We start from the raw sequence: 13,552 nt of genomic DNA on the forward strand, positions 1-13,552 counted from the left end.
TAGCGAAAATGGTGGTTTTCGAGAACCGGAGCGCAGTGTACCTCAGTACATGAGCACCGGAAGCGCATAAAAATGCCATTTGCAGCAAGGCATGGCGACTTTTAGATAAGACACCAAGGCACGTCCGCCAGAGCGGTCAAATATTGCGAGGTCACCATGAGCGTCGTCATCACGCCTGAAACCGCCAACGCCGATCAGATTGTTGCGGAAGCCGAACGGGCGCTCGCAGATATTGCCCGCATAAAGGAAGGTGTCGGCACCGTCATCTTCGGACAAGAAAGCGTGATCGAGCGCACGCTCGTCGCCATTCTGGCAGGCGGCCATGCGCTGCTGGTCGGTGTACCCGGCCTTGCCAAGACCAAGCTGGTGGAAACGCTGGGCGTGGTGCTCGGCCTTTCCGGCCAGCGCATCCAGTTCACGCCCGACCTGATGCCGTCCGACATTATCGGCTCGGAAGTCATGGAACAGGACGCCGACGGGCGCCGTTCGTTCCGCTACCTCAAGGGGCCGATTTTCGCGCAGCTGCTGATGGCCGACGAAATCAACCGCGCCAGCCCGCGCACCCAGTCGGCGCTGTTGCAGGCCATGCAGGAATATCATGTCACGGTCGCTGGCCAGCGCTATGACCTGCCCGCGCCGTTCCACGTTCTCGCAACGCAGAACCCGCTGGAGCAGGAAGGCACCTATCCGCTGCCGGAAGCCCAGCTCGACCGTTTCCTGATGCAGATCGACATTCTCTATCCGGAACTCGACGCCGAACGCCGCATTCTTCTCGAAACCACGGGCGTCGCCGAAGCGAAGCCTTACGAGATTCTCGATGCGGAACGTCTCAAGCAGATGCAGACACTGGTGCGCCGTATGCCGGTTTCCGAAAGCGTCGTCGAGGCGATCCTGAAACTGGTGCGCTCCGCGCGTCCCGACGCCGACAACGACCATGCGAAGAAGCACATCGCCTGGGGCCCCGGCCCGCGCGCCAGTCAGGCGCTGATGCTCTGCGCCCGCGCCCGGGCGCTTTATGATGGCCGCCTCGCCCCGTCGGTGGACGATGTGAAGGCACTTGCCGAGCCGGTGCTGCAACACCGCATGGCGCTCAATTTCGCCGCCCGCGCCGATGGCATGCACATACGAGATGTCATCGCCAATCTGGTAAAGGCCGCTGTCTGATGGTGATCGGCACGCAAGTTTCCACCGCAGATCGCAAGGATACGCTGGCCCGCGCACGTGCGCGGGCAGCGGCGATCCCCGATCTGCTGGTCGAAGCCCAGCGTGTCGTCAATACCGTCATGAATGGCTGGCACGGACGGCGCAAGCGCGGTCCGGGCGAGAATTTCTGGCAGTTCCGCCCCTATGTGCAGGGCGAGCAGCTTTCGCGCATCGACTGGCGACGCTCCGCCCGCGACGATCACACCTATGTGCGCGACCGCGAATGGGAATCGGCCCATACGGTGTGGCTATGGTGCGATTTTTCGCCCTCCATGCTCTATCGCTCGCAAATGTCGCCTGTTTCCAAGGAAGCACGCGCGCTGGTGCTGACGCTGGCGTTGGCCGAAATCCTGTCGCGCTCCGGCGAACGCATCGCCTTTCCGGCTCTGATCCCGCCTTTTGCCGCCCGCAATGGCGCGGAGCGTCTTGCAGGCGCGCTCATGCATGACGCGCCTGAAAGCGCATTGCCGGATATCGCCCAGATCCGCCGTTTTTCAGAAGTGGTGCTGATCTCCGATTTCCTGCACCCTTTCGACGAACTGACCGAACTTCTCGACCGGCTTGCGAAACGCGGCGTGCGGGCGCATCTGGTTGAAGTCGCCGATCCCGCCGAAGAAACCTTCCCCTATTCCGGGCGCACCGAATTCCGCGATCCCGAGACGGGCGCGACATTGGTTGCCGGTCGCGCCGAAACCTATGCCGAAGATTACCGCCGTCTTTACACGGCCCGGCGCGAAACCCTGTCGGACTTCTGCAAGCGGCTCGGCTGGAGCTATTCCGTGCATCGCACCGACCGTCCGGCAGCGGAAGCGCTGGCGCGTCTGCATAATGCACTAAGTGCAACCGGGGCATTGGGCGCAACGGGGGCCAGCGCATGAATTTTCTGCCGCTCGCCTTCGGTTCTCCGCTGATCCTCGCTGGTCTGGTCGCCCTGCCGGTGATCTGGTGGCTGCTGCGCATGACGCCGCCGCGCCCGCAGGAGGAAACCTTTCCGCCGCTTCGCATTCTGGCGCAAGTTTTCAAGCGCGAGGAAGTGCCTTCGAAAAGCCCATGGTGGATGACGCTTCTGCGCCTGTTGATTGCCGCACTCGTGATCATGGCGCTGGCAGCGCCGATCTGGAACCCGCGTCCTGTGGCCCTCACCGGTCCCGAATCTCTTGCTATCGTGATAGACAATGGCTGGGCCGCTGCCGAAGACTGGCAGCAACGCGTCAACGCCGCCGAAAAGCTGATCGACGACGCCGAAGGGTCCAACGCGCAGATTTACATTCTTGGCACCGCCGAACCCGCCAATGCGGAAATCGGCCCCTATGACGGCACCCGCGCCACAGAACGGCTCCAAGCCATGCAACCGCGCCCAATCCCCGTCGACCGCAAGGCGACGATGGAACGGCTGGCTTCCGCCCTGTCGGATGGTGTCAAAGTCCGCCTTGCCTTCATGAATGACGGGCTGGCAACCGCTGCCGATGCCGAAACCTTTGCCGCATTGGACAAGACCGGCCATCTGGCAAATGTTCTCTGGTATGGCGCCAATCTTGACCGCACCCTCGCGCTGACCGGCGTGGATAACAAGGCCGACAGTCTTGAAGCCATCGCCATTCGCCCGGTAGGCGTGACCATGCCGCGCAGTCTGACGGCTGCCGCCTATGACGACAAGGGACGCCGCATCGCGGAAGCGCCGCTATCCTTTGCGCTGGGAAGCCCCAAAGCCACGGCGCGTTTCAACCTGCCGGTCGAATTGCGCAACGATTTCCGGCTGATCCGCATCGACGGTGTGGAACAGGCAGGCGCAACGCATCTGGTCGATGCCGGGTCCGAGCGGCGCACCATCGGCCTGATTGCGAGCGGCGACGGCGACCTCGCGCAGCCTCTTCTGTCGCCGCTGCATTATATCAAGCGCGCCCTGTCGCCTTACGCCAATCTGATCGAGCCGCGTTCCGCCGATCTGCTTCAGTCGGTGCCGGAACTGCTGGACGCCAAGCCGTCCATCCTCATCATGGCCGATATCGGCAACTTGCCGCAGCCGGTCGCGGAGCAGATTTCCGCGTGGGTGGAAGAAGGCGGCACGCTGGTGCGCTTTGCCGGGCCGCGTCTGGCGGGCGCGAGCGATAGCGACCCGCTTCTGCCGGTACGATTGCGCAAGGGCGAGCGGGCGCTTGGCGGCACCTTGTCCTGGTCTGAGCCGCAGAAGCTTCGCGCCTTTCCGGAAAAGGGTCCGTTTGCCGGACTGCCGATCCCCGATGACGTGAACGTCAACCGACAAGTGCTGGCCGAACCCTCTTTCGATCTCAACGACAAGGCCTATGCCATCCTTCAGGACGGCACGCCGCTGGTGACGGGCCAGCAACGCGGTCGCGGCAATATCGTGCTGTTCCATATTGCGCCGGACGCGACATGGTCGACCCTGCCGATTTCCGGCTCTTTCGTGGAAATGCTACGCCGCATCGTGTCGCTGTCGCAGCGCACCGGCGCGCAGGACAATCAGGATGCCGTTTCACTGCCGCCCTTCCAGTTGCTTTCGGCTGCCGGTGCTCTGACGCCGCCGACCTCTGAGGCCAAGCCGCTGATCGTCGAGCGCAACAGAGAAGCCAGTGTCAGCATCAACACGCCGCCCGGTTTCTACGGCAATGAGGACGGTTTGAAAGCACTCAACATTTTCGCCGATAGCAACGTCAAGCTGGAGCCGATCAAGCAGCCGATACTGTCGGTCGGCATCACGCCCGTCTCCTATACGGCAGATCAGTCCATATCGCTGGCAGGCCCATTCTTTGCCGCCGCCGCCATGCTTCTGGCGCTTGATTCGCTGTTGATGCTGTGGCTGCGCGGCGCGTTCCGCCGCCGCATGAAAGTGCGCGCCAAAACGGCGGGGATTGCTTTGCTGCTCGCGGGCAGTCTTGCTGTTCTGTCTGCCGGACATGACCGCGCCTTTGCACAAGCACCCTCGCCGCAGTCGCCACAAATTCATGACGACAGCAAGCCCGGCGATGAGGCGATCGTCGGCTCGGTATCGCAGACCCATCTTGCCTATATCATCACCGGCAGCGCCGAGACCGACAATATCAGCAAGGCGGGTCTGAAAGGTCTGACCTTCGCGCTCGCCGACAAGACGGCGCTGGAACCGGGCGACCCCATCGGCGTCGATCCATCCAAGGATGAACTGGCCTTCTATCCGCTGATCTATTGGCCGATAGACCCGAACGCGCCGATGCCAAGCCCCGAAGCCATCGCCAAGGTCGACGCCTATATGCAGCAGGGCGGCACGGTTTTGTTCGATACGCGCGACCAGTTGCAGTCGGGCGCGAGCCTTGATCCATCGGTGACACCCGCCAACCAGCGCCTGCGGGCCATTCTCGACGACATGAATGTGCCGCCGCTTGAACCCGTGCCGGACGATCACGTCTTGACGAAATCCTTCTTCATCATGCCGGATTTTCCCGGCCGCTACGAGGGAAGTCCGCTCTGGGTGGAAGCGACCGCACCCAACGCCTCACCGCATAACCGCCCGGTTAGAACCGGGGACGGCGTGACGCCGATCATGATCACCGCCAATGATCTGGCGGGGGCATGGGCCGTGGACGATCAGGGCAATCCCCTGCTCCCCACCGTGCCGAACGACCCGATGCAACGCATCTATGCCATTCGCGGCGGGGTCAACATCGTGATGTATATGCTCACCGGCAATTACAAGTCCGATCAGGTGCACATTAAGGCCCTGCTCGAACGGCTGGGGAATTAGAGCATGGTGTATTGTAACTATGTCATCGTGCCGTCCCGCTTCTCTTTTTCCCTCATCCTGAGGAGCCATCAAAGACGCCGCATCATCCTGAGCTTGTCGAAGGATCGAAGGGCGAGGGAAAACGTACGGCGCGCCTGCCCTCGATCCTTAGAGGCTTCGCTTCGCTCCGCACCTCAGGATGAGGGGGAAGCGTTGCGGTCCGTAAAGATAGGAACTTACGGCGTTAGGAGGCGGGCATGAATATCGAATTCGAACCGTTCCTCTCAACCCCGTGGCTCGTCGGCATTCTGGTGCCGCTTGCCTTGCTGGTTCTGGCGACTGTCGCCTTGCGGATGCGCGGCGGATTGATCCGTCTTCTGGCCGCCGCAGCCCTTGCGCTGGCGCTGTTCAATCCGGTTGTCATCAATGAAGAACGCGAGCCGCTGAAAAGCGTGGTCGCCGTGGTGGTGGACCGCAGCCAGAGCCAGGAGCTCGGCACACGCCGCGCCGACACCGACGCCGCGCTGAAAGCCGTGCAGGATCAGCTTGCCACCATGCCGCAATTTGAAACGCGCGTGGTGGAAACCGGCAAGCCGGGCGAAAACGAGGATGGTTATGCGACGCGGCTTTTCGGGCCGCTGGCCCGCGCCCTGCTCGATGTACCGCCGACGCGCGTTGCGGGTGCGATCATGATCACCGATGGGCAGGTGCATGACATCCCCGCCAACAAGAATGCGCTGGGCTTCGACGCCCCCTTGCATGGGCTGGTGACGGGCAAACCGGATGAATTCGACCGCCGTATCCGCTTCAACAAGGCCCCGCGCTATGGCATCAGCGGCAAGCCGCTGGAAATGTCATTCACGATCATTGACGAAGGCAAGAGCCTCGGCAGCCCGGCACCGGTGGAAATCCGCGTCAATGGCGAGGCGGTATCTCGGGAACAGGCGCAGGTGGGACAGGAAACGCCTGTCACCATCACCCTGCCCCGCGCCGGTGTGAATATCGTTGAAATTGCCACACCCGCAATTCCGGGTGAAGTGACCGACGCCAACAACCGCGCGGTGGCAACCGTTGACGGCATCCGCGAAAATCTGCGCGTGCTGCTCGTCTCCGGCGAGCCGCATAATGGCGAACGCACCTGGCGCAATCTGCTGAAATCCGACGCTGCGGTCGATCTCGTCCACTTCACTATTTTGCGACCGCCGGAAAAGCAGGATGGCACGCCAATCAATGAATTGTCGCTGATCGCCTTCCCGACGCGTGAACTGTTCGTAGACAAGGTCAACGAATTCGATCTCATTATTCTGGATCGCTACCAGCATCGCGATGTGCTGCCGCTGCTCTATTATGATTACATCGCGCAATATGTGGAAAATGGCGGCGCACTGCTGGTCGCAGCCGGGCCGGAATATGCGGGCGAAATGTCGATTGCCCGCACGCCGCTTTATAACGCCCTGCCCGCCATGCCGACCGGCACGGTGACGGAAAAGGCGTTCTATCCGCGCCTGACCGATCTCGGCAAACGCCATCCCGTTACGCGTGGTCTCGACGGCAGCGAGCAGGAGCCGCCCCACTGGAGCCGCTGGTTCCGCACCATCGATATCACCGCGCCGCAGGGCGAAACGGTGATGAGCGGTGCTGACAACAAGCCGCTTCTGGTGCTCAATCGTGTCGGAAAAGGCCGTGTCGGCATGTTCCTGTCCGATCAGGGCTGGCTGTGGGCGCGCGGCTTTGAAGGCGGCGGCCCCTATGCGGCGCTCTATCGCCGCATTGCGCACTGGCTGATGCAGGAACCCGAACTGGAAGAAGAAGCGCTCACTGCCGCCGGCAATGGCCGCACCTTGAGCATCCACCGTCAGACGATGGGTGATAATCCGGGCGTCGCGACTGTCACAACGCCAGCCGGCAAGACGTTGCAGGTCAATCTTGCGCAGAACAAGCCGGGCCTGTTCGACGGTTCGCTGCAAACCGACGAGATTGGCGTTTTCCGGGTCAAGAATGGCGAGCTGGAAACCTTGGCCCATGTGGGGCCGGTGGATGCGCCGGAATTTAACGACAGTATTTCGACCGTGGATCGCCTGAAACCAATTGCTGAAGCGACGGGCGGCTCGGTCCATCGCGTGCATGCAAGTGCTGACAGCACCGTGCGGGTTCCGTCGATTACGGCAGTTGCCGCCAACCGTACCGCCAGCGGCAATGACTGGATCGGCCTGCGCGAAACCGCCGATACGCAGCTTAAAAGCGTAAACCGTCTGCCGCTCTTCTCCGGCTTCCTGGCGCTTGCCGCCTTGCTGCTCATCTTCGGCGGCATGTGGTATCGCGAAGGGCGGTAATCCGTCCTCGCGCGCCCCTCATCCTGAGGAGCCGTCGAAGACGGCGTCTCGACGGAAAGGGGAGCGCAAATGTCTCACAGATTGAAGTTTAATCCGAAAATCAGGCCCGGCTGGCGTGACGCACAATGCCGCTGACGCCGCTTGCGGCGCCGGTGGTGAGTTCGCAGGCGAGCATCCGGCGCGGATCGACCGGCGCGGGCATGACCATGGAGCCCTGCGGCACCATCTTGAAGCCGAACGGACCGTAATAAGGTTCGTCACCCACCAGAATGACCAGCTCGTGCCCGGCTTTGGTCGCCGCTTCCAGCGACATCCGCATCAGCGTGCCGCCAATGCCCCGCTTCTTCCATTCGGGGCGCACGGCAAGCGGACCCAGCAGAAGCGCTGGCGTCTTGCCGATCACAACCGGCGTCAGCCGCACGGAACCCACCACGATGCCGCCCATTAGGGCAACAAAGGAAAGGCTCAGATCATGCGGGCCACCTTCACGAATGAAATGGGCGGCGCGGGTAAAGCGTCCCGGGCCGAAAGCTTCGGCGTTGATGGCTTCGATTTCAATGTCGTGCGCTGGGCATTCCTGCGCGTAGGTCAGTTCAAGCTGCTGCATGGCTTAAGATCACAATTGGACACTTCGGGGACCGTCAGGTCAATGGAATGCATTCCGCGCTCGCAGCGCGGTTTCAGTTTCATCGTCGGATGAAAAGCATTTCCATTCCATGTCTCCAGCGCGACCGAACATTGCAGGATCGCAAATTGGAAATGCCATTACACCAAATTGAGCAGAGGTAAAACCATTTTTTTCAAAATGGTGGTTTCAGCTTCTCTTTTTGGCAGCGTGACGCACTGTTTACGAGTTGAGATACTGCAAATCCGCCCATTTCGATTTACCTTATCTCCAAAAGGAGAAATCACATGGGACTTCTGGTCGACGGCAAGTGGCAGGATGTCTGGTACGACACCAAGAGCACAAAAGGCCGCTTTGAACGCTCGAAATCGCAATTCCGCAACTGGGTAACCGCCGATGGCAGCGTAGGCCCGACCGGCGAAGGCGGCTTCAAGGCCGAACCCGGCCGCTATCATCTCTATGTTTCCTATGCATGCCCATGGGCGCATCGCACGCTGATCTTCCGCGCGCTGAAGAAACTGGAAGATGTTATTTCGGTTTCGGTCGTGGATTTTCTGATGGTGGAAGAAGGCTGGACCTTTTACGGCACCACCGGCAGCACCGGTGATGATCTGTACGGCTCCAAGCGCCTTTATGAAATCTACACCCGCGCCGATCCGAGCTATTCCGGTCGCGTCACTGTGCCTGTTCTGTGGGACAAGCAGCGCCAGACAATCGTTTCCAACGAATCGTCAGAAATCATCCGTATGCTCAATACGGCTTTCAATGAATTCGGCGATGCCTCGCCCGACTTCTACCCGGAAGCGCTGGCGGCTGAGATCGATGCGCTCAATGATTTCATCTATCCCAATATCAACAACGGTGTTTACCGCGCTGGCTTTGCCACCGAGCAGGATGCTTATGAAGAAGCGTTCAAGCAATTGTTTGCCGCGCTCGACACGTTGGAAGACCGGCTGTCCCGCCAGCGTTATCTGACCGGCTCAAGCCTGACAGAAGCGGATTGGCGACTGTTCACGACGCTGTTGCGCTTCGATCCGGTCTATGTCGGCCATTTCAAATGCAATCTGCGCCGGATCTCCGACTATCCGAACCTGTGGAACTATACGCGCGAACTTTATCAGGTGCCGGGCGTCGCCTCGACGGTGAATATGGAGCATATCAAGGGCCATTATTACCGCAGCCACAAGACGATCAACCCGACCGGCATTGTGCCGATGGGGCCGGATATCGACTTTACCGCTCCGCATGACCGGGATCGCGTTGCGTAAAACAATGTAGGCCAAGCCGAGCTGCGCTTTTCCTGCAACAGTGCTCTTTCCTAATTCAGCTCTCTCTCATTCTCTTGGCGCCCCATTGATCTCGATCAATGGGGCGCAAGGCGACGCAGTTCAGATTGGATGCATCCCCCAAGGACGCAATCCAAGACTGAGACTAAGGAGAGATTTGATGAACCGTTTTGCGAAAGGGCTGCTCGCAGCAACCGCGCTGACCTTTGCCGCCCCAGCCGCCTTTGCCGCCGACACTGTTGTCGCCCAGCCGGCCTCTGAAATCCAGGCTGTGCCGGAAGCGCTTTCACCGTGGCAGATCCGCGTGCGCGCGCTCGGCGTGATTGCGGAAAACAAGGGCCATGTGAATGGCGTTCCGGGTTCCGACCTCGATTATTCGAAGTCGATCACCCCGGAACTCGATATCACCTATTATTTCACGAACAATATTGCCGCCGAACTCATTCTCGGCACGACCTATGCCAATATCAACGGCGCAGGCTCCATCAGCAGTCTGGGCAAGGTCGGCAAGACCTGGATTCTGCCCCCCACCCTGACACTGCAATATCACTTCACCAATTTCGGCGCGTTCAAGCCTTATGTCGGTGCAGGCGTCAATTACACCATCTTCTACAATCAAGACGCTGGCAGCGCCGACTATCTGAAGGTCAAGAACACGTTTGGCGGCGCGCTCCAGTTTGGTGTCGACTATATGATCGACGAACATTGGGGCCTGAACTTCGACGTGAAGAAGCTGTTCCTCGAACCGAAGTTCGACGTGACTGTCGGTGGACAAGAACTGAGCGGCAAGGCTAAGCTCAATCCGTGGCTGATCGGCACCGGTATCACCTACCGCTTCTAATGCCGGGCTTTGATAAAGGGCGCAGAATGCGCCCTTTATACCAAAGTATTACAAAGTATCCTTTCGCCCGGCGAAGCAAAACCCAACGCTCACACCTGTCGGATTCTAATCTCACCAGAACGGCAGCGGCTCCAGATCATACAGAGCCTCTTGCAAACGTCGCTTGGTGGAAGCGGTCGTCCCATCCGGGAGATCATCCAGCGGAAAGAAACCACTTTCCGCAATTTCTCTATCCGGCGCTTTCGGCGCAAGTTGTTCGAAAGAACGGCAAACGTAAAGCGCCACATGATCGCGCGGAGACGCATGGGCGTTCTTGTAAAGAGCAAGAAGTTGGGGGCGACCTTTCAGGACGATATTGCCCTCCTCGCGCAGTTCTTTTTCCAGCGCCTGCTGAAAAGTCTCCCCACTATCCACACCGCCGCCCGGCAACTGCCATCCCGGCACGTAAGTATGTCTTACCAAATAAACAGAGTTAATCTTTTCATCATACACAATTGCCCTTACCCCAAGTGTCATGGGGCGTCGCAAAAGAAAATATGAATGAAATATAAAATGACGAAAGCGCATTCCGACTCTCCAGCAAACATTATATGCAGTTATCAATGCATCATTCGCATCAACAAAAAGTCGCTAAACACGGTTTCTATTTTAGAAATTATCCAGTAAACGGGCCTTATGTTTCGCCTCGCTCACATCTCCGATATCCATCTTTCGCCACTGCCGCGTGTGAGATATCGCGAATTGGCCTCGAAGCGTATCACCGGTTATATCAACTGGCTGCGCAACCGCAAGGGTGCAATGCATGGAACGGTACTCGATAAACTTGTATCCGACATGCTGGCGCAATCGCCGAATCATATTGCCGTCACTGGCGATCTGGTCAATCTGGCTCTCAATCTGGAAATAGATATCGCCGCAGACTGGCTGTCGAAGCTCGGCAACCCGGATGATGTTTCGGTCGTCCCCGGCAATCACGACGCCTATGTGCCCGGCGCGCTCGACCGGTCCTGCCGCAAATGGGAACCGTGGATGCGCGGCGACGGCATCGATAATAAGGGCAAGCGCCCGCAATTTCCCTATATGCGCGTGCGCGATGAAGTTGCAATGATCGGCGTATCGTCGGCGCGCGCCACGGCACCCTTCATGGCGAGCGGCGATTTCCGCTCCGCGCAGGCCAAGCGTCTTGCGGCCGCTCTCGATGAGGCCGGTGCGCGGGGGCTTTTCCGGGTGGTGATGATCCACCATCCACCGATCCACGGTGCAACCCCGACGCACAAGCGGCTTTATGGTATCCGCCGTTTTCAAAAGGTCATCCGCAAGCATGGCGCGGAACTGGTCATTCACGGCCACACGCATCTGGCGACGAAATATGAGATCGACGGACCAAACGGCAAGGTGCCGGTGATCTGCGTGCCGTCGGCCAGCCAGAACTATGGTGGACACAAGCCCCCCGCCCGCTACAATATTTTCAACATCGACCGCAAGCCGAATGGCGGCTGGCATTGCCTGTGGGAACAGCACGGCATTGAAGATGCGAGCGAGCGCATCTTCAAGATGTCCGAGCAGGAACTCTACAATTGAAAAAGGCGGCACAATGTGCCGCCTTTTTAACTGGTTCAGCCATTCGGCCTATTTGCCGATCACGCGGTTGGCTGCCGATACGATGGCTTCCAGCGACGCGCTGACGATGTTGTCATTGATACCGGCACCGAACAGCTTGCCGCCCGGATAGGCCATTTCGACATAGGAAATAGCCGATGCATCCGAACCCTGCTGGAGCGAATGTTCGGAATAATCCACGACCGACATCTTCACACCGAGATATTTGGACAGCGCATCGACAAAGCCGTCGATCGGACCCGTACCCTTGCCTTCGATATTCTTCGTCACGCCGTTATCGGTGATTTCGGCGGTGAGAATACGGCGACCCTTCTGTTCAGGATCGGGGATGGTGTGGTGATCGACGAACTTGATGCGGGCATCGGGCTGCGTCACATAGAGCTTCTGAAACTCTTCGTAAATGCGCTTGGACGGCAGTTCCTTGCCTTCGTCGTCGGTAATCTGCTGGATGATTTCGCGGAACTCGACCTGCAGATTGCGCGGCAGGTTCAAGCCGTAATCGGCCTGCAAGATATAAGCGATGCCGCCTTTGCCCGACTGCGAATTGATGCGGATGATCGCTTCATAGGAGCGGCCCACATCCTGCGGATCAATCGGCAGATAAGGCACTTCCCAAACCGGCGAATTGGCCGACTTGCGCGCCTTCATGCCCTTGTTGATCGCGTCCTGATGCGAACCGGAGAAAGCGGTATAGACCAGTTCGCCGACATAGGGGTGACGCTCTGCGATCTTCAGCTGGTTCGAATATTCATAGACATCCTTCATGCGATTGATGTCGGTGCAATCCAGCTCGGGATCGATGCCCTGCGTGTACATGTTCAGCGCCAGCGTCACCACATCCACATTGCCGGTGCGCTCGCCATTGCCGAACAAGGTGCCCTCAACGCGGTCGGCGCCGGCCATCAGGCCCAGTTCCGTCGCAGCAATGCCCGTGCCGCGGTCATTATGCGGATGCAGCGAAATGATCAGGTTTTCGCGATTGTCGAGATTGCGGCACATCCATTCGATCTGGTCGGCATAGACATTCGGTGTGTTCATTTCCACCGTGGACGGCAGATTGACGATCAGCTTGTTGTCCGCGGTCGGCTTTAAGATCTCGATGACCGCATTGCAGATTTCCAGCGCCACATCCAGTTCGGTGCCGGTGAAGCTTTCCGGCGAATACTGGAAGCGATAGCCGCCGCCTGCTTTGGCCGCCATATCCATGATCATCTTGGCCGCATCGGTTGCGATCTGCTTGATCCCGCCGACATCCTTGGCGAAAACCACGCGACGCTGCAATTCACTGGTGGAATTGTAGAAATGGATGATCGGTGTCTTTGCACCTTCCAAAGCTTCGAACGTGCGGGTGATCAGCTCGGGACGGCATTGCACCAGCACCTGCAAATCCAGCTCGTCCGGCACATTGCCCTGTTCGATGGCCCAGCGGCAGAAGTCGAAATCCGTCTGCGAAGCAGATGGGAAGCCGATTTCGATTTCCGGGAAGCCCATATCCACCAGCAGGCGGAACATACGCTCCTTGCGGTCGTGCCCCATCGGATCGATCAAAGCCTGATTGCCGTCGCGCAGATCGACCGAGCACCAGATCGGCGCTTTTTCGATGCGCTTCGATGGCCAGGTGCGGTCGTCGAGCTTCGGTGCCGGGAATGGCGAATATTTGGTGGCTGCATCCGGCATGCCTTTGCGTTCGGATACGGCAGCGGATTGCGGCGTGATAACGGATTGGTTCATTTCTCGTTTCCTCCCGGCTTCTGGACGGCATTACAGCCCGTCAAGCACGGATATTCATGATCGATTATATGGGTTTTGTGAAAAGGAGCACAGGCCAGCGGGACCGTTTTCGACCGCCGGACGCTCCTTCAACGAGCCCGGCGATCGCCGCTAAGGCCGAGGGTAAGAAGCGAGTTTAGAACGCCAACATTGACGCGC

General features: G+C 59.2%; 10 protein-coding genes. 7 read left to right on the forward strand and 3 right to left on the reverse strand.

The window, feature by feature from the left end:
- The first annotated feature begins 156 nt into the window (after positions 1-156).
- From JAU75_RS15420 to JAU75_RS15435, 4 genes are all read left to right on the forward strand, one after another.
- The gene (locus JAU75_RS15420) at positions 157-1,164 is read left to right on the forward strand and encodes a MoxR family ATPase (RefSeq protein ID WP_199057376.1); all 1,008 of its coding nucleotides are present in this window, start codon (positions 157-159) and stop codon (positions 1,162-1,164) included.
- Positions 1,164-2,081: a DUF58 domain-containing protein gene (locus tag JAU75_RS15425; RefSeq protein ID WP_199057377.1), complete on the forward strand. Its 918-nt coding sequence runs from the start codon at positions 1,164-1,166 to the stop codon at positions 2,079-2,081. The genes JAU75_RS15420 and JAU75_RS15425 overlap by 1 nt, the downstream gene beginning before the upstream one ends.
- Positions 2,078-4,939, forward strand: a complete 2,862-nt coding sequence (locus JAU75_RS15430) for a DUF4159 domain-containing protein (RefSeq protein WP_199057378.1) — start codon at positions 2,078-2,080, stop codon at positions 4,937-4,939. The genes JAU75_RS15425 and JAU75_RS15430 overlap by 4 nt, the downstream gene beginning before the upstream one ends.
- A 236-nt stretch (positions 4,940-5,175) precedes the next feature.
- Positions 5,176-7,251 carry a glutamine amidotransferase gene (locus JAU75_RS15435; RefSeq protein ID WP_199057379.1) on the forward strand — a complete coding sequence of 692 codons (2,076 nt, stop codon included), beginning with the start codon at positions 5,176-5,178 and terminating at the stop codon, positions 7,249-7,251.
- A gap of 100 nt (positions 7,252-7,351) precedes the next feature.
- Here JAU75_RS15435 and JAU75_RS15440 read toward each other — a convergent pair whose 3' ends face one another.
- Positions 7,352-7,858: a GNAT family N-acetyltransferase gene (locus JAU75_RS15440; RefSeq protein WP_199057380.1), complete on the reverse strand. Its 507-nt coding sequence runs from the start codon at positions 7,856-7,858 to the stop codon at positions 7,352-7,354.
- A 305-nt stretch (positions 7,859-8,163) separates the two neighbouring features.
- On the opposite strand from JAU75_RS15440, the gene JAU75_RS15445 reads away from it, so the two are divergent.
- Positions 8,164-9,144, forward strand: coding sequence for a glutathione S-transferase family protein (locus JAU75_RS15445; RefSeq protein ID WP_199057381.1), 981 nt, complete (start codon positions 8,164-8,166; stop codon positions 9,142-9,144).
- A gap of 178 nt (positions 9,145-9,322) precedes the next feature.
- Positions 9,323-10,003, forward strand: coding sequence for an OmpW family protein (locus JAU75_RS15450; RefSeq protein ID WP_199057382.1), 681 nt, complete (start codon positions 9,323-9,325; stop codon positions 10,001-10,003).
- A gap of 111 nt (positions 10,004-10,114) precedes the next feature.
- Here the strand turns inward: JAU75_RS15450 and JAU75_RS15455 are convergent, their stop codons facing one another.
- On the reverse strand, positions 10,115-10,570 hold the full coding sequence (locus JAU75_RS15455; RefSeq protein WP_199057383.1) for an NUDIX domain-containing protein: 456 nt from the start codon (positions 10,568-10,570) through the stop codon (positions 10,115-10,117).
- 108 nt (positions 10,571-10,678) lie between these two features.
- Here JAU75_RS15455 and JAU75_RS15460 point away from each other — a divergent pair, with 108 nt between their 5' ends.
- Entirely contained in the window at positions 10,679-11,584 is a 906-nt protein-coding gene (locus JAU75_RS15460) for a metallophosphoesterase (RefSeq protein WP_199057384.1), read from the forward strand.
- 48 nt (positions 11,585-11,632) lie between these two features.
- Here the strand turns inward: JAU75_RS15460 and leuA are convergent, their stop codons facing one another.
- Positions 11,633-13,354 (reverse strand): 2-isopropylmalate synthase, encoded by a 1,722-nt coding sequence (gene leuA / locus JAU75_RS15465; protein ID WP_199057385.1) that lies wholly within the window; start codon positions 13,352-13,354, stop codon positions 11,633-11,635.
- Positions 13,355-13,552 lie beyond the last annotated feature (198 nt).

The organism is Ochrobactrum sp. Q0168 (genome assembly GCF_016427605.1).
GTDB lineage: Bacteria > Pseudomonadota > Alphaproteobacteria > Rhizobiales > Rhizobiaceae > Brucella.